Source organism: Streptomyces sp. NPDC051677 (assembly GCF_044453465.1).
GTDB lineage: Bacteria > Actinomycetota > Actinomycetes > Streptomycetales > Streptomycetaceae > Streptomyces.
In genome coordinates this window covers 181,399-205,493 of the sequence record NZ_JBITCT010000013.1, presented here as the reverse complement: position 1 = coordinate 205,493, position 24,095 = coordinate 181,399, and the positions used below count along the sequence as shown (strand labels likewise).

Here is a 24,095-nt window from a genome sequence, read left to right as displayed (position 1 = left end):
CGGTCTATCTTGACGCATTCCCGAGCATCAGTCCACTGTCACCGGCACGCGGTGACCGACGCCACGTGCGACGGTACGCGCGCGTGGGCGCGTCTCCAGCCGCGAACGCAGCGCCAGCAGGACCGCCAGCGCCGCCACCGTGCCGCCCATCGGCACCAGGAAACCGGCGCCGCCCCAGAAGCGGTCCTCCAGCTGCCCGGCGATCGTGACGGCCGCCGCCTGCCCGAGTGCCACCGCGCCCGTCAGCCAGGTGAACGCCTCCGTGCGGGCTCCGGCCGGAACCAGGCCCTCGACCAGGGTGTAGCCGGTGATCAGCGCGGGTGCGATGCACATGCCGACCAGGAGGCCGAGGCCCGCCAGCACGAGCACCGAGTGCGCGGCCCACAGGCCGCAGGCGACGAGGGCCAGCGCGGCGTAGGCGACGACGAGGCGTCGCTGCGGGGCGGCCTTCCAGGCGATCGCCCCGCAGACCAGGCCGGAGAGCATGTTGCCGGCGGCGAAGGTGCCGTAGAGGACGCCGTTCAGGCCGGGCTCGCCGATCGACTCGGTGAACGCGGCCAGCGAGACCTGCATGCCGCCGAAGACGGAACCGATGCCCAGGAAGACCGCGATCAGCACGCGCACCCCGGGGACGCGCAGCGCCGAGGCGTGCTCCACGCGCGCGTGCCCGGCGTCGGCGATCTGAGGCTGCGTGCTCTTCTGCGCGGCGAACAGCAGACCGCCCAGCAGGGTCAGCGAGGCCTCGGTGATCAGGCCGGCGGCCGGGTTCACGACGGTGCACAGGGCAGTCGCCAGTAGCGGGCCGAAGACGAACGTGAGCTCGTCGGTGACCGACTCGAAGGCCGCCGCGGTGGTCATCAGGGGCGAGCCCTTCAGCTTCACGCCCCAGCGGGCCCGCACCATCGGCCCGATCTGCGGCACGGACGCGCCCGTGGGGACGGCCGCCGCGGACAGCGCCCACAGGGGAGCGTGAGCGAGGGCGAGGGACGTGAAGGCGAGCCCCGACAGCGTGTGCACGAGCACACCGGGGATCAGCACGGCGCGCTGGCCGTAGCGGTCGGCGAGACGGCCGCTGTAGGGGGCGCACAGCGCCATGGAGACGCCGGTGACGGCCGCGGCGGCACCGGCCGCGCCGTAGGAGCCGGTGGTGTGCTGCACCAGCAGCACGATGGAGATGGTGAGCATCGCGAACGGCTGGCGCGCCGCGAAGCCGGGGAGCAGGAACGTCCAGGCGTCGCGGGTGCGCAGCAGCTGTCCGTATCCCGGGCGGGAGGTGACCGTGGATGCCACGGCCCGTGCCTTTCTGCCGCCTGGTAGCGCGGCCCACGTGGGCCGGGGCGCCGAGAGCTGTCCTCTTGCGCGGACTGCGGTAGATGCCGGCACTCACTGCGGAGGGCTTCTCGGCCGCCATACGGTCGCGCCAGCACTGCGTCAGGCAGAGTTGGTCGATCAGAATGCGCCTTCATCGTACAGGGATCAACACCTGGTGCACCTGTGAAAACGAGCACCACGCACGCGTTCACCTGTATTTGGCGGGAGTGTGAACCGTACGAAACATGCCCTTAACGGCCCGCGCCAGTGCTGCCCGTTCCGAGCCAGCCGGCCAGCTTGCCGCCGTGACCCACCGCGCGGAGCCGTTTTTCCGCAGCGTCCCGGACGGGATCGGTGGCGACGACGAGCAGTTCGTCCCCGTGCCGCAGCACCGTCGTCGGAAGGGGAACAAACGATTTTCCATCCCGTACGACGAGGGTGACGGCGGCGCCGGCGGGCAGCCGCAGCTCGTTGACCTCGACGCCGTGCATCTTCGACCCCTCGGGGATCGCGACCGACAGCAGGTGCCCGCGCAGCCGCTCCAGGGGCGCCGATTCGACGCCCAGGTCGGCGGCCTCGGGCTCCCCGCCCAGCCGCAGCTTGCGTGCCAGCCAGGGCAGCGTCGGCCCCTGGACCAGGGTGTAGACGACGACCAGGACGAAGACGATGTTGAAGATGCGGCGGCTTTCCTCGACGCCGTTCACCATGGGGATCGTCGCCAGGATGATGGGCACGGCTCCGCGCAGCCCGGCCCAGGACATCAGCGTCTGCTCCTGCCATGGCACCCGGAACGGTGTGAGGCACAGCACGACGCTGAGGGGGCGGGCCACCATGGTGAGCACGAGGCCGATGACGAGTGCGGGCAGCACGTCGTCGCCCAGCTCGTGCGGGGTGACCAGGAGGCCGAGCAGCACGAACATGCCGATCTGGGCGATCCAGCCGAGGCCGTCGGCGAACCCGCGCGTGGCCGGCCAGTGCGGCAGTTTCGCGTTGCCCATGACCATCGAGGCGAGGTAGACGCCCAGGAAGCCGCTGCCGTGCGCCAGTGAGCCGGCCGCGTACGCGGTGACGGCGATTGCCATGACGGCGATCGGGTACAGGCCGGAGGCGGGCAGCGCGACGTGCCTGAGGCCCCAGGAGCCCAGCCAGCCGACCGCGAGGCCGATGGCGGCGCCGATGGCCAGCTCCAGGCCTATCTCGCCCAGCAGCACATACCAGTGCTCGACGGGGCCCGCCGTGGAGAAGGCGACCACCAGGATGACCACCGGGGCGTCGTTGAAGCCGGACTCGGCCTCCAGGGTGCCCGTCACGCGCGCGGGCAGGGGGATCTTGCGCAGGACGGAGAAGACCGCCGCCGCGTCCGTCGAGGACACCACCGCGCCGATGATCAGCGCCTGCCGCCACTCCAGCCCCACCACGAAGTGTGCGGCCGTGGCGGTGACGCCGACGCTCACCGCGACGCCGGCCAGCGCCAGGGCGGTGGCGGACGGCAGGGCCGGCTCGATCTCCTTCCACTTCGTGCCGAGACCGCCCTCGGCGAGGATCACGACCAGGGCGGCGTAGCCGATGACCTGGGTCAGTTCGGCGTTGTCGAAGTGGATGTCGCCGATGCCGTCCTGGCCCATGGCGATGCCGATCCCCAGGTACACGAGCAGGCTGGGGAGCCCGCTGCGCGAGGAGATCCGGACCGCTGCGACGGCGACGAGCAGGACGAGTGAGCAGACGAGCAGGAGCTGGTTGAGGTGGTGGACAGTCAGCGGCGGTTCCCTTCACAGGCGTGCGCGAATCGCGCACGGGCGCGCACGTGCATTGGATACATCGGACACGAAGCGGCACGCCCCGAGCCCAACTACTTCGTTACCTTACCTAACTCTTGACGATTTCTTGACGCTTGCCGGGGCAAGATCGAACGTTCTTCCGTGCTGGTACCCGACTCCGCGTCAAGTGGCGCGAGGCCCTGCGCCTATGGTTGCTCCAGCACTCCAGGACCGCCTGCCGCTCGCGTTAGGACAGCAAGGACAGCGATGCCCCCCAACACCACCGCCACATCGGGTGACAAGCCCGGCAAGTCCGGCAGGAAGAAGGGGCGCAAAGCCCGTTTGATCGTGCTTGTGCTGGTGCTGGCCATCATCGGAGGCATCGCCTACGGCGCCTATTGGTCCATCAGCACCGTCCGCGCGTCCTTCCCGCAGACCAAGGGTTCGATCACACTCGAGGGCCTGTCCGGGGCCGTCGACGTGAAGCGGGACGGCTACGGCATCCCGCAGATCTACGCGGATTCCGACGAGGACCTGTTCATGGCGCAGGGCTACGTCCAGGCGCAGGACCGGTTCTACGAGATGGACGTCCGCCGGCACATGACGTCCGGCCGCCTGTCGGAGATGTTCGGCAAGGGCCAGGTCGACAACGACGAGTTCCTGCGCACGCTGGGCTGGGACCGCGTAGCCCAGCAGGAGTACGACACCAAGCTGTCGCCCGCCACCAAGAAGTACCTTCAGGCGTACGCCAAGGGAGTCAACGCCTACCTCAAGGGCAAGGACGGCGCGGACATCTCCCTGGAGTACGCGGCCCTGGGCTTCACCAACGACTACAAGCCCGCCGAGTGGACGCCGGTCGACTCGGTCTCCTGGCTGAAGGCGATGGCCTGGGACCTGCGCGGCAACATGCAGGACGAGATCGACCGCGCCCTGATGACCAGCCGTCTCGGCCCGCAGCAGATCGCCGATCTGTACCCGCAGTACCCGTACGACCGCAACCAGGCGATCGTCCAGGAAGGCGAGTACGACGAGCTGACCAAGACGTTCAAGCAGAGCGACGGCGACACCGGAAGTGAGAGCAGCTCGGACGACAGCTCCACGAGCGGCAGCACGGGCGGCACCAGCGGCAGCACCGGAACGTCGAACGGCTCGGGCTCGGCCCTGCAGAGCCAGCTCTCGGGCCTCTACAACGTCCTGGACGACCTGCCCACGGCCGTCGGTGTGAACGGCAACGGCATCGGCTCCAACTCCTGGGTCGTCGCCGGGAAGTACACGATCACCGGCAAGCCGCTGCTGGCCAACGACCCGCACCTGTCGGCCTCGCTGCCGTCCGTCTGGTACCAGATGGGCTTGCACTGCCGCACCCTGTCGGCCAAGTGCCAGTACGACGTCTCCGGCTACACCTTTGCGGGCATGCCCGGTGTGATCATCGGCCACAACCAGACGATCTCCTGGGGCATGACCAACTCGGGCGTCGACGTGACCGACCTCTACCTGGAGAAGCTCTCCGGGAACGACGGCTATATCTACAACAAGAAGGTCAAGCCCTTCACCACGCGCGAGGAGACCATCAAGGTCGCCGGCGGCACGGACAAGAAGATCGTCGTCCGGCAGACGGAGGACGGGATGCCCCTGCTGTCCGACCGTGACGACGAGCTCGTCAATGTCGGCAAGAAGGCCACCGTCGACACCGCGGCGCCCGACCGGGGCGACGGTTACGGCGTCGCCCTGAAGTGGACCGCGCTGGAACCGGGCACCTCCATGGATGCCGTCTTCGCCATGAACAAGGCGAAGGGCTGGGACGATTTCCGCGCCGCGGCCAAGCTCTTCGACGTGCCGTCGCAGAACCTCGTCTACGCCGACACCGCGAACCACATCGGCTACCAGCTGCCCGGAAAGATCCCCACGCGCGCGAAGGGTCTGGACGGCTCGATCCCCGCGCCCGGCTGGGACTCCAGGTACAAGTGGACCGGCTACATCACCTTCGCCAAGCTGCCCTACGAATACGATCCCGCGCGCGGGTACATCGTCACCGCCAACCAGGCCGTCGTCGACAAGGACAAGTACCCCTACACGCTCACCACGGACTGGGGCTACGGCGCCCGCAGCCAGCGGATCACCGACCTGATCAAGGGCAAGATCAAGGGCGGCGGCAAGATCTCCACCGACGACATGCGGCAGATGCAGCTGGACAACGACAGCCAGATCGCCCGGCTGCTCGTGCCCACCCTGCTGAAGATCAACCTGGACGACCCGGACGTCCGTGAGGCGCAGAAGCTGCTGCAGGGCTGGGACTACACCCAGGACGCCGACTCGGCGGCGGCCGCCTACTTCAACGCGGTCTGGCGCAACATCCTCAAGCTGGCCTTCGGCAACAAGCTGCCCAAGGAGCTGCGCGTCGAGGGGCAGTGCCTGTGGGTCGACCCCGTCAACAGCACCGGTCCGGTCGACGACACCGACAAGGTCCGCGAGTGCGGTGAGCGCGACGCCGACCAGGCGCAGCCGGACGGCGGCGACCGCTGGTTCGAGGTCGTGCGCAACCTCATGCAGAAGACCGACAGCGAGTGGTGGACGACGCCCAAGTCGGTCAGCGGCCGCCCCGGTGCCGACCACAACCGCGACAAGCTGTTCGAGCGGGCCCTGATCGACGCGCGGTGGGAGCTGACCGCCAAGCTCGGCAAGGACATCGACACCTGGAGCTGGGGGCGGCTGCACCGCCTGTTCCTGAAGAACCAGACGCTGGGCACCGAGGGCCCCGGCTTCCTGCAGTACGTCCTCAACCGCGGCCCGTGGAAGCTCAGCGGCGGCGAGGCGGCGGTCAACGCGACCGGCTGGAACGCGGCCGGGGGCTATGGCGTCGTGTGGGTGCCGTCGATGCGGATGGTGGTCAACCTCGACGACCTCGACAAGTCGAAGTGGATCAACCTCAGCGGCGCCTCGGGGCACGCCTTCAGCGCCCACTACACCGACCAGACGGGCAAGTGGGCCAACGGCGAGCTGCTCGACTGGTCCTTCTCGAAGAAGGCGGTCGACGACAGCACCAGTGACACCTTGGTCCTCAAGCCCTGAGCGGCCACGGTGACACGGTGAAAGGGGTCCTCCACGCGCGCGTGGAGGACCCCTTTCATCTTCTTTCGTCTTTCCCATATCCGGTGAAGGCGGGCGCATCAGGTGAAGCGGCGCACTCCCGAGGGCGTCACGACGGCGTGCACCGGTCGGTCGTGCGGTTCCACGGGGACCCGCTCGACGACCTCGCCGTCGTACAGAAGCACCGCCAGGGAGGGACGGGCGTCGGAGTCCGCCAGCCGGGCCAGCACGCGGTCGTACGACCCTCCGCCGCGGCCCAGCCGCAAGCCGCGCTCGTCGACCGCGAGCCCCGGCAGCAGCACCACGTCGGCATCCGTCACGGCGTCCGGGCCGAGGCGCTCGCCGGACGGCTCCAGGAGGGCCATCTTCCCGCCGTGCCGGATCGGCGCGAGGGAGCCCTCGCCGGCGTAGGCGCCCCAGTCGAGGTCGTTGTCGGGCAGGAGTGCGGGGAGGAGTACACGCACGCCCCGCGCGCGCAGCGCGTCCAGCAGCGCCAGGGTGCCGGGTTCGGTGCCCACGGAGACGTACGCCGCCACCACGCGCGCGTGCGTCAACTCGGGCAGCTCCAGGGCGCGGGCGGCCAGTGCGACGGCAGCCCGGCGCACGTCATCCGACGTCAACCTGTTCCTCGCGGCGAGGAGCTCTCGCCGCAACATACCTTTGTCAGGCTCTGGTCCGTCTTCGAGGTGACTCATATGTCGCTCCTGCATTGCTCCCGCACTCCTCACGCACTGTTCCAACGCGGTCATATGATCATGAATTAACCGGAGCTACAGATTTCTCTCAAAGTCACCGGATAAGGTTGCCGCCATGACTCAGTCGCACCCCAGGATCAGCAAGGCTGTCATCCCCGCAGCCGGCCTCGGTACCCGGTTCCTGCCGGCCACCAAGGCCACTCCCAAGGAGATGCTGCCCGTCGTGGACAAGCCGGCTATCCAGTACGTGGTCGAGGAGGCCGTCTCCGCGGGTCTCGACGACGTCCTCATGGTCACGGGTCGTAACAAGCGTCCCCTGGAGGACCACTTCGACCGCAACTACGAACTCGAGTCGGCGCTGCAGAAGAAGGGCGACGCCGCCAGGCTCGCCAAGGTCCAGCAGTCCAGCGACCTCGCGACGATGCACTACGTGCGACAGGGCGACCCCAAAGGCCTCGGACACGCGGTGCTGTGCGCGGCCCCGCACGTCGGACAGGAGCCGTTCGCCGTCCTCCTGGGGGATGACCTGATCGACCCCCGCGACCCCCTGCTCCAGCGGATGATCGAGGTCCAGGAACGGCACGGCGGCAGTGTCGTCGCGCTCATGGAGGTCGCCCCCGCGCAGATCCACCTCTACGGCTGCGCGGCCGTCGAGCCCACCGCGGAAGGCGACGTGGTCAAGGTGACCGGCCTCGTCGAGAAGCCGGACCCGGCGGACGCCCCGTCGAACTACGCGATCATCGGACGCTACGTCCTCGACCCGAGCGTGTTCGGCATACTCCGCAAGACCGAGCCCGGCCGCGGCGGCGAGATCCAACTCACCGACGCCCTCCAGCAGCTCGCACAGGACGAGAAGGTCGGCGGCCCCGTCCACGGCGTCGTCTTCAAGGGGCGGCGCTATGACACCGGCGACCGTGGCGACTATCTGCGTGCCATTGTCAGACTCGCGTGCGAACGTGAAGATCTGGGTCCGGACTTCCGGTCCTGGCTTCGCAGTTACGTCACCGAGGAGATGCAGCCACTTTGAGCACCGCCGCGCCCCGCCCCGCCGGCCAGGACCGCCTTTGGTCGGTGGACGAACACCTGGCGGACATCCTCGCCGCAGTCCGCCCCCTGGAACCCATCGAGCTCCAACTGCCCGACGCCCAGGGCTGCGTCCTCGTCGAGGACGTCACGGTGCCGGTCTCACTGCCGCCCTTCGACAACAGCTCGATGGACGGGTATGCGGTGCGGGTCGCGGATGTCGCGGGCGCGAGCGAGGAGTTCCCGGCGGCGCTGGACGTCGTCGGGGACGTCGCGGCGGGCCAGCAGGCTGACCTGCTGTACGTGGGACCGGGGCAGGCCGCCCGGATCATGACCGGCGCCCCGCTCCCGTCCGGCGCCGAGGCGGTCGTCCCCGTGGAGTGGACCGACGGCGGGCTCGGCGAGGGCCCCGTCAGCGGGATGCGCGCCCGCAGTCTCGCGCCCGAGCAGGCCTCGGGACACGTGCGCGTGTACCGGCCCGCCGAGGCACGCGCGCACGTGCGCGCGAAGGGCAGCGACGTGAAGGCCGGCGACCGCGCCCTCGACGCCGGAACCGTCCTCGGCCCGCCCCAGATCGCCCTGCTCGCCGCGATCGGACGCGGCACTGTACGCGTACGCCCGCGCCCGCGCGTGGTCGTCATGTCCACCGGCAGCGAACTCGTCCAGCCCGGCGAGGAACTGGCCCACGGCCAGATCTACGACTCCAACAGCTTCGCCCTCACCGCGGCCGCCCGCGACGCCGGCGCCATCGCCTACCGGGTCGGCGCGGTCGCCGACGACGCCGACACCCTCCGCTCCACCATCGAGGACCAGCTCGTCCGCGCCGACCTCGTCGTCACCACCGGCGGCGTGAGCGTGGGGGCCTACGACGTCGTCAAGGAGGCCCTGGAGCACGTCGGCGACGAGGACGAGGCGGGCAGCGGCATCGAGTTCCGCAAGCTCGCCATGCAGCCGGGCAAGCCTCAGGGCTTCGGCTCCATCGGCCCCGACCACACCCCCCTGCTGGCCCTGCCCGGCAACCCGGTGTCGTCGTACGTCTCCTTCGAGCTGTTCGTCCGTCCCGCCATCCGCACGCTCATGGGCCTCGACGACGTGCACCGGCCCACCACGCGCGCGAAGCTGACCGCCGAGAAGGCGCTGACCTCGCCGAAGGGCCGCAGGCAGTTCCTGCGTGCCACCTACGCCGACGGCGCCGTCAGCCCCGTCGGCGGGTCCGGCTCCCACCTGGTCGCGGCCCTCGCGCACGCCGACTCGCTGATCGTCGTTCCCGAGGACGTGGAGTCCGTCGAGCCCGGCACCGAGGTCGACGTGGTCCTCCTCGGCTGAGCACGCCTGGTTGGGGGTACCGTGTCGCGCACAACAGGCCCGACCGGGAGCGCCGACAGAGCATGAGTACGCACGACCGACTGACGCACATCGACGACGCGGGCGCGGCCCGCATGGTCGACGTATCCGGCAAGGACATCACCGCGCGCACCGCGCGGGCCAGCGGCCGTGTCCTCGTCTCACCCCGGGTGGTCGAGCTGCTGCGCGGCGAGGGGGTGCCCAAGGGTGACGCCCTCGCCACCGCGCGGATCGCCGGCATCATGGGCGCCAAGCGCACCCCCGACCTCATCCCGCTGTGCCACCCGTTGTCGGTCTCCGGTGTGAAACTGGAATTGTCGGTCGCGGACGACGCCGTGGAGATCACCGCCACGGTGAAGACGACGGACCGCACGGGCGTCGAAATGGAGGCTCTCACCGCGGTCTCCGTCGCCGCGCTCACCGTGATCGACATGGTCAAGGCGGTCGACAAGGGAGCGGTCATCACGGACGTGCGCGTGGAGGAGAAGACGGGCGGCAAGTCGGGCGACTGGAGCCGTTCATGACAACCGACGTCGGGTACCGGGCGCTCGTCGTGACCGCCTCCAACCGGGCAGCCGCCGGGGTCTACGAGGACAAGGGCGGCCCGCTGGTCGCGGACGGCCTCAAACGGTTCGGCTTCGCCGTCGAGGGGCCGCAGGTCGTCCCCGACGGCGACCCGGTCGAGGCCGCGCTGCGGGCGGGCGCCGAGGCCGGCTACGACGTCATCGTGACCACCGGCGGCACCGGCATCTCGCCCACCGACCGCACCCCCGAGGCGACGCGCAGCGTGATCGACCACGAGGTGCCGGGGATCCCCGAAGCCATCCGCGCCTACGGCCGGGAGAAGGTGCCGACGTCGGCGCTCTCCCGGGGCCTGGCCGGGGTCGCGGGCCGCACCCTGATCGTCAACCTGCCCGGCTCCACCGGCGGGGTGAAGGACGGTCTCGCCGTCCTGGAACCCCTGCTGATCCACGCCGTCGACCAGATCCGCGGCGGTGACCACCCCAGACCCGGGGCCGGCCCGGGGGGTGCGAGCTGAACAGCGCATCCTGGCCCGTGGAGCTCGCCGAGGGCGACATCGTCCTGCGGCCGATAAAGCTGCGCGACCAGCGGGCCTGGCGCGAGGTCAACCGGCGCAACCGGGACTGGCTGCGCCCCTGGGAGGCGACCATCCCGCCGCCCGCCCCGAGCGGGCCGATCGCGCACCGGCCGACCTACCGCCAGATGGTCCGGCACCTGCGGGCCGAGGCGAACGCCGGGCGGATGCTGCCGTTCGTCATCGAGTACCAGGGGCGGCTCGTCGGGCAGTTGACGGTGGCCGGGATCACCTGGGGGTCGATGTGCTCGGGTCACGTCGGCTACTGGGTGGACGAGTCGGTGGCCGGCCGCGGGGTGATGCCGACGGCGGTGGCGCTCGTCGTGGACCACTGTTTCCGGACCGTCGGACTGCACCGCATCGAGGTCTGCATTCGCCCCGAGAACGGCCCCAGCCGCCGGGTCGTGGAGAAACTCGGATTCCGTGAGGAAGGGCTGCGGCCGCGCTATCTCCACATCGACGGCGCCTGGCGCGACCATCTCGTCTTCGCGCTCACGGCGGAGGAGGTCCCGGAAGGCCTGCTGAGCAGGTGGCGGCGAGCGCGCTCGCAGAACGCGTCCAATTGAAAAAACGTGTCGAATAAGCGTTCGAAAATGATCGGTTGATCGCATCGGTCGCAAAAAAAGCTCGAAATATCAGCCAGATCGTGCGACACACCGGCTCAATTGGCGGATGGCCTCATGCAAACCCCTCTACCGTGTGAGGCGTGAGCAGCAGCGGCCTCATCTACGCAGTCATTGTCGGGGCCTGGGCCGCCTACTTGGTGCCGATGTGGCTCCGTAGGCAGGACGAGCTGAACGAGGCCCGTCCGACGGAACGCTTCAGCACCGCCATCCGGCTGCTGTCCGGAAGGGCGGGTATGGAGCGCCGGTACGCCAGGGACCTGCGGGCGCGCTCCACCGAGGAGGGGGAGCAGGGCGCCGACTCGGACGCCGTCACCGACTCGGTGGACGTCCGGGCCTTCGCCATGCCTCCGACCCGCCCGCAGGTGAAGGCGCCGGTTCCGGAGCGAGAGCAGGAGCGGGGGCAGGAACGCGGTCAGGAACGCGGTCAGGAGCGGGCGCAGGAACGAGGGCCGGGGCGTCCGGAGACGGCGCGTGAACCGGCGCGCGATCCGGCGGCCAAGCCCGCACGGGACCAGCGGGACCAGCGGGACCAGCGCGAACAACGGGACCAGAGCTCCGCCCCCGCACGCGAAGGGAGCCCCGCTCCGGCGGGCCGGCGAGTGCCGGTCGCGCGGCGCGCTGCCTCCGCGCAGGCGTCCGCCGCACGCGCCCAGCGCTCGAAGTCGCTCGCACGCCGCAGGCGCACCACCGTGATGCTCTTCCTCGCCTTCACGCTCGGCGCGATCGTCGCGGCGGTCGGCGGCCTCGCGTTCCTCTGGGCGCCCGGTGTGCCCGCCGTCCTGCTCAGCGCCTACATCGCGTACCTGCGCTCCCAGGAGCACCGCCGCTTCGCCTACCAGATGGACCGCAGACGCGCCGAGGTCGCCGCGCAGCGGCTGCGGGAGCGTCAGCCGCGCCGACGCGCCCCCGCCCCGGCGAACGCGTCCTCCCTCGACCCCGGCCCCGACGCCGGCGCAGAGGAGCCGCACGAGGCCCCCGAACCGGAGACCGACCCGGGCCTGCTGGCGCTCGCCGCGGACCGCAGGGCGCTCGTCGAGCAGACCGACCACGCGGAGTGGGTCGACCAGCAGCGCGAGCGGCAGCGCCGGCCCGGCCACGGCGAGAGCTGGGACCCGGTACCCGTACCGCTGCCGACGTACGTGACCGCCCCGGTCGCCCCCCGGGCCACCTCCGACGTGGACCTCGGAGCGCCGGACGCCTGGAGCTCGGCCCGGTCCAGCTCGGTCGCACCGGAACAGGAAGCGGCGGACGCCGGGGACGTACCGGCCGGGGAGCCGGAAGACGCGGATCGCGCGGAGGACCGGGCGGCGGACGGCGACGAGCGCAGCGACGCCCGACGCGCGGCCTCGGCCCGGCGCTCGCGCGAACGCGGACGCACCCCGCTGTTCGACCAGTACGAGGACGGCGAGCGTCCCCGCGCCGCCAACGAATAAGGACCCTGGCGCCCCCGCGCACCCCGCTCCCGGCCTCGGGGAACGGATTTCCAAGCAGGCCGATGGGGGTGCTAGAGTTTCACTCGTTGCAAGGGCCTGTGGCGCAGTCCGGTAGCGCACCTCGTTCGCATCGAGGGGGCCAGGGGTTCAAATCCCCTCAGGTCCACGCAGCATAGAGCCCCCGTCGGGTTACCGGCGGGGGCTCTATCGTGTTCACGGGTGGTGGTCAGGGTGTGGGGGCCGGGCCATGGTCAGGGCCTGGCGGGTGGTCGTAGGGCCGTTGTCGCCGTGGAGGTCAGGGCGGTCGTCACGGCGAGCAGAGTGCATGCTGCTGTGGTCCCGGCGAGGGCCGGCCAGGGCAGGGTGAGCGGGGCCGGGGCCGAGAGCTGGTGGAGGGCGGCTGTCAGGGCGGCCAGGTTGGCGGACGTCACCAGCAGGCCCAGCAGGCCTCCCACCGCGACGACCGTCAGCGCCTCCGTGGCGACCAGCCGCAGCACCTGCCCGCCCGTCGCGCCGGCCAGCCGCAGCGCCGTCAGCTCGCGCCGGCGTTCGGCGGCCGACATGAGCAGGGTGTTGGCGAGCGAGATGCCGGTGTAGAGCAGCGCGATGCCGAGGACGAGCAGCAGGCCGAGCCGGGTCGTCCGGTCGGTCTGCGGGTAACTCGCCCGCACCCACTGCGCCTTGCTCAGCACCCGCACCCCGTCGACGGCCCGCAGCCCCGCAGCGACCGCCGCCGCGTCGGCCCCCGCCCGTACCCGCACGTCCACCCGGTCGACGCCCGTGCCGGCCGGGCCGCCCGCGTTGGCCGGGGTGACGTACGCCCCGTTGTCCCCCGTGCCCGTCGCCAGGACGGCGGCGACGCGGAGGGTCTTCGGGGCGCCGTCCCCGAGCCACACCCGCACCCGCTGCCCCACCCGGTGCCGGGCCCACTCCTCGGTCACGACGATCGACGCGTCGTCGAGGTCGGCGAGCCGTCCGGCCGTCACCGGCAGCCGTACGGTCTCCGCGAGCAGCTTCGGATCGGCCGCCCGGGCCTCGGACTTCACGAGCGCCACGCCGTCCTCCAGGGTGTACACGGCGGTCGCGGTGGAGGCCGACACCAGCGTGCCGGGGACCTGTCGCAGGCGCTCGACGGCCGCCGCCCGCACGGTCGTTCCGGCCTGTGGCGTCACCACGAAGTCGGCGGCCGTCTGCTGCCGCACCTCTGCCGCCCGGGCCTCGTTCAGTGTGGCCGTCGCGCCCAGCAGGGACCCGGCGAGCGCCACCGTGACCAGGACGGGCGCGGCCACGGCGGCGGTACGGCGCACCCCGGCGACCGCGTTCGCCCGCGCCAACAGGCCGACCGCGCCAGGGAGTCGGGGCGCCAGCGGGCGCACCAGCACGGGCGCCAGCAGTGCCACCGCCGTGATGAGCAGCATCGGGCGGCTGATGTACGTCTTGCGGTGCAGCAGGTCGCCCGGGTCGCTGACCAGCGCGTACGCCAGGGTCGCGGCGGCCGTGAGCAGCAGTGCCGTACCGCACAGGCGCCGTCCCCGGGTCAGGGCCCGGCCGTCGACCGAGGCCTCGCGCAGGGCCTGCGCGGGGGCGGTCCGCCCGGCCCGCCAGGACGCGGCGGCCGCACCGCACAGAGCGACCAGCAGGCCCGTCCAGAAGGCGAGGTGGTAGGGCCAGACCGCGGCCGCACGGCCGCCGATCGTGTACCAGGCCGGGGCGAGCCCGCCGTCGACCACCAGGTCGGCCAGGAGCGGGGCGGCGTACGCGCCCAGCGCGCAGCCCGTCGCCGAGGCGAGTGCGCCGACCAGCAGCGCCTCCGTCAGGACCGTCCGCCGGATCTGGCCGGGAGTGGCGCCGGCGGTGCGCAGCAGCCCGAACTCGCGGCGCCGCCTCTCGACCGCGAAGGCGAAGGTGGACGCCACGACGAACACGGACACGAAGGCGGTCACGCCCCCGGCCGTGCCGAACAGGGCGTTCAGCGCGGTCAGGGCCTCGGCGTCCCGGCCCGGGTCGGCGTCGGCCAGACGGCGACTGTCCCCGGTGAGGACCCGCACGTCGGCGTCGGCGTCGGCGTCGGCGACCGCCGTCCGGACGGCCGTGGCCGTCGCCTCCACCGCCAACTGGACCGGCCCCGGGGCGAGTCGGGCGGCTTGCGCGTCCGGGTAGAACACGGCGTTCTCGAAGCCGCGTCCCCGTACCGTGCCGACGACCCGCAACGCGCCGTCCGGGGTGCGCAGTTCGGTGCCTACGCGCGCCCAGACGCCGGACGTCACGACCTCACCGGCCGTCTCGGGCGCCCGGCCCGCGGTCAGTTCGTACGGGGCGAAACGTGCCGTCGACCAGGGGTGGCCGACGAGATCGGCGGGGGCGTGCGGCGCGGTGACGGTGACGGGGAAGGCGCGGTCCTCGGTGACCGGGCCGACGGCGCGGAGCGCGGCGACGGTCTTGGCGGGGATCGGGCGCGGTCTTGCCAGGGCCGTCGACTGCTCGCCGTTCGAGGTGGGGACGCGCAGGGTGTCCTGGCCCCGGACCACCACCGGCGCCGCCGCGAACCGCTCGGGCGCGCGCACGGGCGCCTTCTGTGACGCGGCCAGCGCCTGGCCCATCACGGTGAGCAGCGCGACGCCGAGCGCGAGGGCGACGAAACTGCCGGCGAACGCGACCCACCGGGCGCGCAGGGTGCGCAGCGCGATGCTCAGCATGAGGTGCTCACCGCCGGGCGGGTCGCCGCCGGGACCCCGGTCTCCAGCCCGGTCTCCAGCCCGGCCATCCGGGCCGCGATCTCCTCCGCGGACCCGCCTGCTCCCGTTCCTGCTCCCGTTCCCGCTCCCGTTCCCGTTCCTGCTCCCGCGCCCGTCAGTTCGCCGTGTACGCGGCCGTCGACCAGGAAGATCACGCGGTCCGCGTAGGAGGCGGCGAGGGGGTCGTGGGTGACCATGACGACCGTCTGGCCGCGCTCGTCGACCAGGGAGCGCAGCAGGGTCAGGACCTCGCGGCCGGTGGTGGAGTCCAGGGCGCCGGTCGGCTCGTCGCCGAACAGGACCTCCGGGCGGGTGATCAACGCGCGGGCCAGGGCGACGCGTTGTCGCTGCCCGCCGGAGAGCTGGCCGGGCCGGTGACCGGCGCGGTCGGCGAGTCCGACCTGCCGCAGGGCCTCGCGGACCCGCGCCTTCGGCGGGCGGCGGCCGGCCAGCCGCAGCGGGAGGGCGACGTTCTGCTCGGCGGTGAGGGCGGACAGCAGGTTGTACGACTGGAAGACGAAACCGATCCGCTCCCGGCGCAGCAGCGTCAGCCGTCGCTCGCTCAGTCCGGTCAGTTCGCTCCCGCCGATCCGCACCGACCCCGAGGTCGGCCGGTCGAGCCCGGCGGCGCACTGCAGCAGCGTCGACTTGCCCGAGCCGGACGGTCCCATCACGGCCGTGAACGAGCCGCGGGGGAGGGCGAGGGTGACGTCGTCGAGCGCGGTGACCCCGGTGTCCGCGGCACCGTATCGCCTGCTCACGGAGGTCAGTTGGACGGCGTGTGTGGTCATGGCTCCACGAAACCGTGCGCCCCGCTGTCCGGTCTGTGGGGCAGGGGCGAGACTTGGGGTAGGGCCAGGCATACCTCCGGTCCTCCGTCCAGCCCGGTGGTTCCGGCGCGGCGCCCCTTCTACGGTGATCCGCATGCAACCCCGACCCGCGTCCGTGACCGCGCCTGCGTCCGTGCCCGCGTCCGTGACCGTGCCCGCGTCCGCGTCCATGACCGTGTGGCAGGCTCTGGCCCGCCCCGACTACCTGGTGTCGCCGTGGCCCTGGCGGGCGGCCGGCTATCTGCTGACCGGGGCGGTCACCGGGGCCGTCGTCCTGGTCGTCCTGGTCGCGCTGGTGGCGGTGGGCGGTGTGCTCGCGGTCGTCCTGGTCGGGTTGCCGCTGCTCGCCGTCGTCGCGTTCGCCGGGCTGCCCGTGGCCGCCCTGGAGCGGCGTCGGCTGCGGTTGGTCGACGCGGACGACGCACCCGGCACGCACGTCGAGCCGCCCGCGCCGGGCCTGCGCAGCTGGCTCACCACCCGCCTGCGAGAGCGTGCCACCTGGCGTGAGCTCGGCCACGCCCTCCTCACCGCCTGTCTGCTCTGGCCGGCCGAGGCGCTGCTGCTCACCGTCGCCCTGTTCCTGCCCTTGTCGGCGATCGCGACGCCCGTGCTGCTGGCGACGGTCGGCGAGGGCCGTGAGACGAAGGTGTTCAAGGCGTGGACGGTGACCGGCTGGACGGGCGCCCTCGCCGCGGCCGTGCTGGGCGTGCTGCTGCTGGCCCTCGGGGCGTACGCCGTCGGGGTCGCGGCGGGCGCCCGGGCCGCGCTGACCCGGCTCCTCGTCGCGCCGCGCGGGGGCGACCCGGAGGCCAGGGTGGTCGAACTGACCCGTTCCCGGGCGCGGTTGGTCGACGCGTTCGAGGCCGAGCGCCGCCGTATAGAACGCGATCTGCACGACGGAGCGCAGCAACGGCTGGTCGCCCTCGCCATGACCCTCGGCCTGGCCCGGCTCGACGCGCCGCCCGGCGGACCGCTCGCCGAACAACTGGCCCGCGCGCACGAGGAGGCGGGCGCGGCCCTGGCCGAACTGCGCGAGCTGATCCACGGCATCCACCCCAAGGTGCTCGCCGACTACGGCTTGGAGGCGGCCGTCGCCGACGCCGCCGACCGCTCGCCCGTCCCCGTGGACGTCGCGTTCGAGCCGCCCGCCCTGCGGCTCCCGCAGGCCGTGGAGGCCGCCGCCTACTTCGTGGTCCGCGAGGCCCTTGCCAACGTGGCCCGGCACAGCGGGGCGCGACGTGTGTGGATCACGGGGGAGCACGGTGCCGGACGGCTGGTCGTGGAGGTTCGGGACGACGGCCGTGGCGGCGCCGATCCGGTGCGCGGCACCGGCCTCACCGGTCTCGCCGACCGGGTGTCGGCGCTCGATGGAAGACTGACCCTGACCAGCCCGCCGGGCGGACCGACCCTGCTGCGTGTGGAGATCCCTTGCGAGCCGAGCGCGTTGACGGAAGCGACGAATGCGGCAAAAACGGCGAAAGTGACGGAAGTGGCGGACAGGGCCGGCCGCTCCGTGTAGTCCTCGCCGAGGACGGGGTTCTGCTGCGCGACGGTCTGACGACCCTCCTCACCCGCTTCGGCCACGAGGTCGTGGCCGCGGTCGGCGACGCGCAGGCGCTGCTGGCGGCGGTCGCCGAGCACGCGCCCGACGTCGTCGTCACCGACGTCCGCATGCCGCCCGGCTTCCAGGACGAGGGGTTGCGGGCGGCGGTCCGGCTGCGCGCGGAGCGGCCCGGGCTGCCGGTGCTCGTGCTCAGCCAGTACGTGCAGCGCGCGTACGCCGCCGAGCTCCTCGACTCCGGGGACGGCGCCGGCGTCGGCTACCTGCTCAAGGACCGGGTCGGGCAGGTGGAGGAGTTCGTGGACGCGCTGCGTGAGGTCGCGGCCGGCGGCACGGTCGTCGACCCGGAGGTCGTACGGCAGTTGCTGCGCCGGCGCCGCGACCCGCTGGCCCGGCTCACCCCGCGTGAGCGGGAGGTGCTGGAGCTGGTCGCGGAGGGGCGGTCCAACGGTGCGATAGCGCGCCGGCTGGTGGTGTCGGAGGCGGCCGTCGGCAAGCACATCGGCAGCATCCTCACCAAGCTGGACCTGCCCCCGGCGGACGACACCCACCGCCGGGTCCTGGCGGTCCTCACGTACCTCAGGAGCTGAGCGGCTTGGCGAAGCAGCGGCTCGACTCGTACTCCCGGTAGTAGCCGAACTTCGTGCACGGCGCGTATCCGCTGGAGGTGTACAGGGCGATGGCCTCGGGCTGCTCGGTGCCGGTCTCCAGGACCATGCGGAGCCGTCCGGCGTCCCGGGCGTCCTCCTCCAGGGCGGTGAGCATGCGTCGGGCCAGTCCGAGGCCGCGCATCTCGCGGATCACGTACATCCGCTTCAGCTCGGCGTCGCCGTCCTCGTTGCCTTCGCCGTTGCTGTCCTGGCTGCGCCAGCCGCCGGTGGCGACGGCGCGGTCCAGCTCGTCGTACGCGATGAGGTACACCCCGTGCGGCGGCCGGAAGTCGGACGGCTCCAGCGTGGTGGCGTCGCCGCCGTCGCCGTAGCGCTCGTGGTACTCGGCCTGGACCTCGTCGTTGAGCTTGACGGCGTCGGGGTGGTCGAAGGGGACTCTGCGTATATTCATGCTACTCACAGTAGTTTTATGCGTCCTCGTAAAAAAGTGAAATTCGGACCGGCTCCAGTGTGCAGGTAGCCGACCGGTATCGTGCCCGGGTGCTGACCGTGACCTCGGACAAGGGGTCCTTCCTGCTGGGTCGCCTGTGAGGTCTAGGAGAGTGTTTTGCTGACGGTGACCTCCGTGAACGTGAATGGACTGCGGGCCGCCGCGAAGAAGGGCTTCGTGGAGTGGCTCGCGGACACCTCCGCCGACGTGCTGTGTCTGCAGGAGGTGCGTGCCGAGCCGGAGCAGTTGCCGGAGGCGGTCCGCGCCCCCGACGGCTGGCACGTCACCCACGCCCCGGCCGCCGCGAAGGGCCGCGCCGGCGTCTCCCTCTACACGCGCCGCGAGCCGGACGCCGTCCGCGTAGGCTTCGGCTCGTCCGAGTTCGACGGCAGCGGCCGTTACGTCGAGGCCGACCTGCCCGGTGTGACGGTCGCCTCCCTCTACCTCCCCTCCGGCGAGGTCGGCACCGACCGGCAGGACGAGAAGGTCCGCTTCATGGACGAGTTCCTCGCCCACCTCAAGGACCTGCGCCGGCGCGCCGCCGCCGACGGCCGCGAGGTCCTGATCACCGGCGACTGGAACATCGCCCACCAGCAGGCCGACCTCAAGAACTGGCGCTCCAACACCAAGAACTCCGGCTTCCTCCCGGAGGAGCGGGACTGGCTGACCCAGGTCTTCGCCCCGGAGGACGGCGGGTACGTGGACGTCGTACGGTCGCTGCATCCGGACGTCGACGGGCCGTACACCTGGTGGTCGTACCGGGGGCGCGCCTTCGACAACGACTCGGGATGGCGCATCGACCTGCACGTCTCGACGCCCGGTCTCGCGGGCAGGGCCGTCAAGGGGCTCGTGGAGCGGGCCGCCACGCACGGCGAGCGCTGGTCGGACCACGCTCCGGTGACCGTCGTCTACGACCTGTAGGCCGATCACGAACTGTGGGCCGGCTACGACCTGTAGGCCCCGTCAGTTCCCTTTGCGCAGCCGGCGGTCCAGGGCCAGGGAGAGTTCCGCTTCCATCACGCTGCGGGCCAGGGGGCGCAGGCGGGGGAGGTCTTCCTCGGTGGCGTGGCGGAGGATCAGGGCGGTGAAGAGTTCGGCGAGGGCGTCGGCGTGTGCGCGGACGCGGGCGCCGGCGGCCAGCACCTCGGCGAGCGGGATGCCCTCGCGGACCAGGGCGGAGGAGACGTCCAGGAGCCGTCGGCTGATGTGGACGATCTCGTCGCCGTCGATGCCCAGGTAGCCGAGGTCGAGGGAGGCGGCGAGGTTCTCGGGGGTGACCTGGCCCTCGAAGCGGGCCGCGAGTTCCTCGGGGGTGAGGCGGATCGGTTCCTCCTCGGTGGGCCCGTCGAGGCCGAGGAGGTCGGCGACGCCGCGGCCGTGGTCGAGGGCGTCCGCCAGCTCCGCGATGCCGGTGAGGGTGTGGCCGCGCTCCAGCAGCGCGGCGATCGTGCGCAGCCGGGCCAGGTGATGGTCGTCGTACCAGGCGATACGGCCTTCGCGGCGCGGCGGCGGGAGTAGTTTGCGCTCGCGGTAGAAGCGCAGGGTGCGCACCGTGATGCCGGCCTCCCTGGCCAGTTCCTCCGTCCGGTACTCCCGCTTCTCGGTCACGGGCGAAAGCCTATGTCGTACCGCGGGTTACTTTCGTTCCTCTGGCCTCTACCCATCGGTACGGGGCTGCTCTACCCTCCCATTGCGCCAGTGTTCACTGGCAAGGTGCGCACGGCTGGGAGGTGTGTCGGGATGACCGAACACGTACGGGTGGCGGTGATCGGGTCCGGCTTCGGCGGGCTGGGGGCCGCCGTGCGGCTGCGCCGCGAGGGGATCACCGACTTCGTCGTCCTGGAGCGGGCGGGCAGCGTCGGCGGGACCTGGCGGGACAACGACTACCCGGGGTGCGCCTGTGACGTCCCCTCCCACCTGTACTCCTTCTCCTTCGCGCCCAACCCGGACTGGCCGCGCACCTTCTCCGGGCAGCAGCACATCCGCGCCTATCTGGAGCGGGTCACCGACGTGTTCGGGCTGCGCCCCCACCTCCGCCTCGACTCCGAGGTCCTGCGGATGACATGGGACGCGCAGGAGCTGCGCTGGGACATCGAGACCAGCTCGGGACGCTACCTCGCCGACGTCGTCGTCTCCGCGACCGGGCCGCTGTCCGACCCGAAGATCCCGGACGTCCCGGGGCTCGACACGTTCCCGGGCAAGGTCTTCCACTCGGCCCGCTGGGACCACGACCACGATCTCACCGGGCAGCGCGTCGCGATGGTCGGCACCGGCGCCTCCGCCATCCAGATCGTGCCCGCCCTCCAGCCCGACGTCTCCCGGCTGACGGTCTTCCAGCGCACCCCGCCGTGGGTGATGCCCCGCGTCGACCGGGCGATCAGCGGCGCCGAGCGCGCGCTCCACCGGGCGCTGCCCGTCACCGCCCAGCTGCGGCGCGGGCTGCTGTGGGGCATCCGGGAGCTGCAGGTCCAGGCGTTCACCAAGCACCCGAACGAGCTCGGCTTCGTCGAGCAGCTCGCGAAGCGCAACATGGCCCGGGCGATCAAGGACCCGGCCCTGCGCGCCAAACTGACCCCGGACTACCGCATCGGCTGCAAGCGGATCCTGCTGTCCAGCACCTACTATCCGGCCCTCGCGCAGCCCAATGTGGACGTCGTCGCGAGCGGGCTGAGCGAGGTCCGCGGGTCCGCGCTGGTCGCCGCCGACGGCACCGAGACCGAGGCCGACGCGATCGTCTTCGGCACCGGGTTCCATGTCACCGACATGCCGATCGCCGACCGGGTGGTGGGCGCCGACGGGCGGACCCTCGCGGAGAGCTGGCAGGACGGCATGGAGGCCCTGCGCGGCGCCTCCGCCGTCGGCTTCCCCAACTGGATGACGATCATCGGCCCCAACACCGGCCTGGGGAACTCCTCCATGATCCTCATCATCGAGTCCCAGCTGAACTACATGGCCGACTATCTGCGGCAGCTGAACGTCCTCGGGGGACGGGCGGCCCTGGACGCCCGTCCGAGCGCCCTGCACGCGTGGAACCGCCGGGTGCAGGAGCGGATGAAGCGCACGGTGTGGAGCACGGGCGGCTGTACCAGCTGGTACCTGGACGCCAGTGGCCGCAACACCACCATCTGGCCGGGCACGCCGAGCGAGTTCCGGCGCGCGACGCGACGCGTGGACCTCGCGGAGTACGAGGTCCTGCGCACCCCCGCCGCCGTCAAGAACGCCGCCGACGACGACGGGACGAGCGAGAAGAACGACGACACGAACAACGGGAAGAACGACGGGACGAAGGGCGAGACCATGGACGAGAAGAAGGACGAGGTGACCGCGTGAGCGTCTTCGGCGTCTCCCCCCGCGAGCTCACCGCCGTCTCCGCCGACGGCGCCCCGCTGCACGTCGAGGTGCACGGCCCCGAGACCGGCCCCGCCGTCGTCCTCGCCCACGGCTGGACCTGCTCGACCGCCTTCTGGGCGGCCCAGATCCGGGAGCTCGCCGCCGACCACCGGGTCATCGTCTACGACCAGCGCGGCCACGGACGCACCCCGCCGAGCGGGGTGTGCAGCACGGACGTCCTCGCCGACGACCTGGTGGCCGTCCTCGGCGCGACGCTCGCACCCGGCGAGAAGGCCGTGATCGCCGGTCATTCCATGGGAGGCATGACGGTGCTGGCGGCGGCCGCCCGGGACGCCTTCCGGGAGCACGCGGCCGCCGTCCTGCTGTGCAGCACCGGTGCGTCGCGGCTGGTCGCCGAGGCCACCGTGGTGCCGATCCGGCCCGGCCGGCTGCGGAGTCGGCTGACCCGGCAGGTCCTCGGGTCGAAGGCGCCCCTCGGGCCGGTCACGCCGGTCGCGAAGGCGATCCTCAAGTACGCCACGATGGGCGCCGGTTCGGCCCCGCACCTGGTGGAGACGTGCGCCCGGATCGTGCACGCCTGCCCGCGGCAGGTGCGCCACACCTGGGGGCATGTGTTGAGCCTGCTCGATCTCGACCACCGGATACGGGAGTTGAGCGTGCCGACGGCGGTGATCGTCGGCGCCGGCGACCGGCTCACCCCGCCGGTGCACGCCCGCCGGATCGCCGCCGAGCTCCCAAGGTGCGTCGGCCTGACCGAACTGCCCGGCCTCGGCCATATGACGCCGGTCGAGGCGCCCGAGCTCGTCACGGCACGCATCCGCGAACTCGTCACCGCCTACACCCCGAACACCACGCACACCACGCACACCCCGAACACCACGCACACCGTGAACACGCAGGTGAAGGAGGGCGCATGAGCGGCAGGGTGAGTCTCGAAGGGCAGGTCGCCGTGGTCACCGGGGCCGCGCGGGGCCTGGGCGAGCTGCTCGCCCGCAAGCTCTCCGCGCGCGGTGCGAAGGTCGCCCTGGTCGGCCTGGAAGCCGACGAACTCAAGCGGGTCGCCGAGCGGTTGCACGGCGACGGCGGTCACTGGTGCGCCGACGTCACCGACCAGGAGGCGATGACGCGGGTCGCGGCGGAGGTGAAGGAACGCTTCGGGAAGGTGGACATCGTCGTCGCCAACGCCGGTGTGGCGAGCGGCGGTCCGTTCGCCGACTCCGACCCGCAGGCCTGGCGCCGGGTCATCGAGGTCAACCTGATCGGCTCGGCGGTGACGGCCCGCGCCTTCCTGCCGGTGCTGCTGGAGAGCCGGGGCTATCTGCTGCAGATCGCCTCCCTCGCCGCGATCGCCCCGGCCCCCATGATGACGGCGTACTGCGCGTCGAAGTCGGGTGTGGAGGCGTACGCGCACAGTCTGCGCGCCGAGGTCGCCCACCGGGGCGTCCGGGTCGGCGTCGGCTATCTGTCCTGGACCGACACGGACATGGTGCGCGGGGCGGATCAGGACGAGGTGATGCGGGAGCTGCGGCAGCGGCTGCCGTGGCCGGCGAACAGGACGTACCCGCTGGGGCCGACGGCCGACCGGATCGTGGCCGGGATCGAGCGGCGCTCGGCGCATGTGTACGGGCAGGGGTGGCTGCGGGGGATGCAGGGCGTGCGCGGGTATCTGCCCGGACTGATCGGGAGGGTGGGCGCGCGGGAGATGCGGCGGTTCGCGCCCCGGGTGCAGGGGATGCGGACGGGGCTGGTGGGCGCGGGCGGCGCCGCCGACGAGCAGGCCCGACAGGCGAGGACTACGCAGCGTAGTTGATCGACATGCGCGCCGTGACCGCCCGTGTGAATCTGGTCGAGGCCTCACCACGGGGCCACGATCCCCTCATCTCCCACAGGAGTGAACCCACATGGGTATGAAGGACAAGTTCCAGGACCAGTCCGAGCAGTGGCAGCAGCAGGCCAAGCAGAAGGCCCAGCAGGCCAAGGAGCAGGTCCAGCAGCGCGGCAAGCGGCGTCCGGGCGAGGAGTCCGAGCGGATGCGTCCGGAGCGCGAGGAGTCGGAGCGCCGCTCGCCGGAGGCCCCGCACCACCGCGACGACGAAGCGTTCTGACGCACCGCTCCCGGCGGACGTCGAACAGCGGTTGACGGAA

The 24,095-nt window shown here is 71.8% G+C and carries 21 protein-coding genes and 1 tRNA gene; 15 read left to right on the top strand and 7 right to left on the bottom strand.

The window, feature by feature from the left end; all coding sequences use genetic code 11:
- Positions 1 to 27: 27 nt before the first annotated feature.
- Both ACIBAF_RS18050 and ACIBAF_RS18045 read right to left on the bottom strand, forming a co-directional pair.
- Positions 28 to 1,290, bottom strand: coding sequence for an MFS transporter (locus ACIBAF_RS18050; RefSeq protein ID WP_399464201.1), 1,263 nt, complete (start codon positions 1,288 to 1,290; stop codon positions 28 to 30).
- A 272-nt stretch (positions 1,291 to 1,562) separates the two neighbouring features.
- Positions 1,563 to 3,068: a potassium/proton antiporter gene (locus ACIBAF_RS18045; protein WP_399464238.1), complete on the bottom strand. Its 1,506-nt coding sequence runs from the start codon at positions 3,066 to 3,068 to the stop codon at positions 1,563 to 1,565.
- Positions 3,069 to 3,335: 267 nt separating this feature from the next.
- Between ACIBAF_RS18045 and ACIBAF_RS18040 the strand changes: the two genes are divergently transcribed.
- Positions 3,336 to 6,137: a penicillin acylase family protein gene (locus ACIBAF_RS18040; protein ID WP_399464200.1), complete on the top strand. Its 2,802-nt coding sequence runs from the start codon at positions 3,336 to 3,338 to the stop codon at positions 6,135 to 6,137.
- 98 nt (positions 6,138 to 6,235) lie between these two features.
- Here the strand turns inward: ACIBAF_RS18040 and ACIBAF_RS18035 are convergent, their stop codons facing one another.
- Positions 6,236 to 6,850 carry a 5-formyltetrahydrofolate cyclo-ligase gene (locus ACIBAF_RS18035; protein WP_399464199.1) on the bottom strand — a complete coding sequence of 205 codons (615 nt, stop codon included), beginning with the start codon at positions 6,848 to 6,850 and terminating at the stop codon, positions 6,236 to 6,238.
- Between the two features lie 115 nt (positions 6,851 to 6,965).
- Here ACIBAF_RS18035 and galU point away from each other — a divergent pair, with 115 nt between their 5' ends.
- From galU to ACIBAF_RS18000, 7 genes are all read left to right on the top strand, one after another.
- Positions 6,966 to 7,877, top strand: coding sequence for a UTP--glucose-1-phosphate uridylyltransferase GalU (galU, locus tag ACIBAF_RS18030; protein WP_399464198.1), 912 nt, complete (start codon positions 6,966 to 6,968; stop codon positions 7,875 to 7,877).
- Positions 7,874 to 9,199 carry a gephyrin-like molybdotransferase Glp gene (glp, locus tag ACIBAF_RS18025; protein ID WP_399464197.1) on the top strand — a complete coding sequence of 442 codons (1,326 nt, stop codon included), beginning with the start codon at positions 7,874 to 7,876 and terminating at the stop codon, positions 9,197 to 9,199. The genes galU and glp overlap by 4 nt, the downstream gene beginning before the upstream one ends.
- 62 nt (positions 9,200 to 9,261) lie before the next feature.
- Positions 9,262 to 9,741, top strand: a complete 480-nt coding sequence (gene moaC / locus ACIBAF_RS18020; protein WP_399464196.1) for a cyclic pyranopterin monophosphate synthase MoaC — start codon at positions 9,262 to 9,264, stop codon at positions 9,739 to 9,741.
- Complete coding sequence (locus ACIBAF_RS18015; RefSeq protein ID WP_399464195.1) at positions 9,738 to 10,256, top strand: molybdenum cofactor biosynthesis protein B; 519 nt, start codon at positions 9,738 to 9,740, stop codon at positions 10,254 to 10,256. The genes moaC and ACIBAF_RS18015 overlap by 4 nt, the downstream gene beginning before the upstream one ends.
- Positions 10,253 to 10,879 carry a GNAT family N-acetyltransferase gene (locus ACIBAF_RS18010; RefSeq protein ID WP_399464237.1) on the top strand — a complete coding sequence of 209 codons (627 nt, stop codon included), beginning with the start codon at positions 10,253 to 10,255 and terminating at the stop codon, positions 10,877 to 10,879. Before ACIBAF_RS18015 ends, ACIBAF_RS18010 begins: the two co-directional genes overlap by 4 nt.
- Positions 10,880 to 11,019: 140 nt before the next feature.
- The gene (glpR, locus tag ACIBAF_RS18005; RefSeq protein WP_399464194.1) at positions 11,020 to 12,372 is read left to right on the top strand and encodes a gephyrin-like molybdotransferase receptor GlpR; all 1,353 of its coding nucleotides are present in this window, start codon (positions 11,020 to 11,022) and stop codon (positions 12,370 to 12,372) included.
- A gap of 92 nt (positions 12,373 to 12,464) precedes the next feature.
- Positions 12,465 to 12,538, top strand: a tRNA-Ala gene (locus ACIBAF_RS18000).
- Positions 12,539 to 12,623: 85 nt separating this feature from the next.
- Here the strand turns inward: ACIBAF_RS18000 and ACIBAF_RS17995 are convergent.
- Complete coding sequence (locus tag ACIBAF_RS17995; RefSeq protein ID WP_399464193.1) at positions 12,624 to 15,068, bottom strand: FtsX-like permease family protein; 2,445 nt, start codon at positions 15,066 to 15,068, stop codon at positions 12,624 to 12,626.
- Positions 15,062 to 15,898 carry an ABC transporter ATP-binding protein gene (locus ACIBAF_RS17990; RefSeq protein WP_399464192.1) on the bottom strand — a complete coding sequence of 279 codons (837 nt, stop codon included), beginning with the start codon at positions 15,896 to 15,898 and terminating at the stop codon, positions 15,062 to 15,064. Before ACIBAF_RS17990 ends, ACIBAF_RS17995 begins: the two co-directional genes overlap by 7 nt.
- 208 nt (positions 15,899 to 16,106) lie before the next feature.
- Here ACIBAF_RS17990 and ACIBAF_RS17985 point away from each other — a divergent pair, with 208 nt between their 5' ends.
- Positions 16,107 to 17,456: a sensor domain-containing protein gene (locus ACIBAF_RS17985; RefSeq protein ID WP_399464236.1), complete on the top strand. Its 1,350-nt coding sequence runs from the start codon at positions 16,107 to 16,109 to the stop codon at positions 17,454 to 17,456.
- Between the two features lie 20 nt (positions 17,457 to 17,476).
- Positions 17,477 to 18,088 carry a response regulator gene (locus ACIBAF_RS17980; RefSeq protein WP_399464235.1) on the top strand — a complete coding sequence of 204 codons (612 nt, stop codon included), beginning with the start codon at positions 17,477 to 17,479 and terminating at the stop codon, positions 18,086 to 18,088.
- On the opposite strand, the gene ACIBAF_RS17975 is transcribed toward ACIBAF_RS17980, so the two are convergent.
- Positions 18,078 to 18,560, bottom strand: a complete 483-nt coding sequence (locus ACIBAF_RS17975) for a GNAT family N-acetyltransferase (RefSeq protein ID WP_399464191.1) — start codon at positions 18,558 to 18,560, stop codon at positions 18,078 to 18,080. The genes ACIBAF_RS17980 and ACIBAF_RS17975 overlap by 11 nt on opposite strands.
- Before the next feature lie 156 nt (positions 18,561 to 18,716).
- On the opposite strand from ACIBAF_RS17975, the gene ACIBAF_RS17970 reads away from it, so the two are divergent.
- Positions 18,717 to 19,520, top strand: a complete 804-nt coding sequence (locus ACIBAF_RS17970; protein WP_399464190.1) for an exodeoxyribonuclease III — start codon at positions 18,717 to 18,719, stop codon at positions 19,518 to 19,520.
- 42 nt (positions 19,521 to 19,562) lie between these two features.
- On the opposite strand, the gene ACIBAF_RS17965 is transcribed toward ACIBAF_RS17970, so the two are convergent.
- Positions 19,563 to 20,207, bottom strand: a complete 645-nt coding sequence (locus ACIBAF_RS17965) for a MerR family transcriptional regulator (protein ID WP_399464189.1) — start codon at positions 20,205 to 20,207, stop codon at positions 19,563 to 19,565.
- 132 nt (positions 20,208 to 20,339) lie between these two features.
- Between ACIBAF_RS17965 and ACIBAF_RS17960 the strand changes: the two genes are divergently transcribed.
- The 4 genes from ACIBAF_RS17960 (at position 20,340) to ACIBAF_RS17945 (ending at position 24,055) form a co-directional block, all read left to right on the top strand.
- Positions 20,340 to 21,929: a flavin-containing monooxygenase gene (locus ACIBAF_RS17960; RefSeq protein WP_399464188.1), complete on the top strand. Its 1,590-nt coding sequence runs from the start codon at positions 20,340 to 20,342 to the stop codon at positions 21,927 to 21,929.
- Positions 21,926 to 22,867, top strand: coding sequence for an alpha/beta fold hydrolase (locus ACIBAF_RS17955; protein WP_399464187.1), 942 nt, complete (start codon positions 21,926 to 21,928; stop codon positions 22,865 to 22,867). The genes ACIBAF_RS17960 and ACIBAF_RS17955 overlap by 4 nt, the downstream gene beginning before the upstream one ends.
- The gene (locus tag ACIBAF_RS17950; RefSeq protein ID WP_399464186.1) at positions 22,864 to 23,760 is read left to right on the top strand and encodes an SDR family oxidoreductase; all 897 of its coding nucleotides are present in this window, start codon (positions 22,864 to 22,866) and stop codon (positions 23,758 to 23,760) included. The genes ACIBAF_RS17955 and ACIBAF_RS17950 overlap by 4 nt, the downstream gene beginning before the upstream one ends.
- Positions 23,761 to 23,851: 91 nt before the next feature.
- A complete protein-coding gene (locus tag ACIBAF_RS17945) occupies positions 23,852 to 24,055 on the top strand; it encodes a hypothetical protein (protein ID WP_399464185.1) in 204 nt (67 codons plus the stop codon).
- Positions 24,056 to 24,095: the final 40 nt, after the last annotated feature.

Coding starts and splice junctions, on each gene's coding strand:
- ACIBAF_RS17985 (WP_399464236.1), top strand. CDS start 16,107: ATGACCGTGTGGCAGGCTCTGGCCCGCCCCGACTACCTGGTGTCGCCG.
- ACIBAF_RS17945 (WP_399464185.1), top strand. CDS start 23,852: ATGGGTATGAAGGACAAGTTCCAGGACCAGTCCGAGCAGTGGCAGCAG.
- ACIBAF_RS17960 (WP_399464188.1), top strand. CDS start 20,340: ATGACCGAACACGTACGGGTGGCGGTGATCGGGTCCGGCTTCGGCGGG.
- ACIBAF_RS18040 (WP_399464200.1), top strand. CDS start 3,336: ATGCCCCCCAACACCACCGCCACATCGGGTGACAAGCCCGGCAAGTCC.
- ACIBAF_RS17975 (WP_399464191.1), bottom strand. CDS start 18,560: ATGAATATACGCAGAGTCCCCTTCGACCACCCCGACGCCGTCAAGCTC.
- ACIBAF_RS17950 (WP_399464186.1), top strand. CDS start 22,864: ATGAGCGGCAGGGTGAGTCTCGAAGGGCAGGTCGCCGTGGTCACCGGG.
- moaC (WP_399464196.1), top strand. CDS start 9,262: ATGAGTACGCACGACCGACTGACGCACATCGACGACGCGGGCGCGGCC.
- ACIBAF_RS17995 (WP_399464193.1), bottom strand. CDS start 15,068: ATGCTGAGCATCGCGCTGCGCACCCTGCGCGCCCGGTGGGTCGCGTTC.
- ACIBAF_RS18035 (WP_399464199.1), bottom strand. CDS start 6,850: ATGAGTCACCTCGAAGACGGACCAGAGCCTGACAAAGGTATGTTGCGG.
- ACIBAF_RS18015 (WP_399464195.1), top strand. CDS start 9,738: ATGACAACCGACGTCGGGTACCGGGCGCTCGTCGTGACCGCCTCCAAC.
- galU (WP_399464198.1), top strand. CDS start 6,966: ATGACTCAGTCGCACCCCAGGATCAGCAAGGCTGTCATCCCCGCAGCC.
- ACIBAF_RS17990 (WP_399464192.1), bottom strand. CDS start 15,898: ATGACCACACACGCCGTCCAACTGACCTCCGTGAGCAGGCGATACGGT.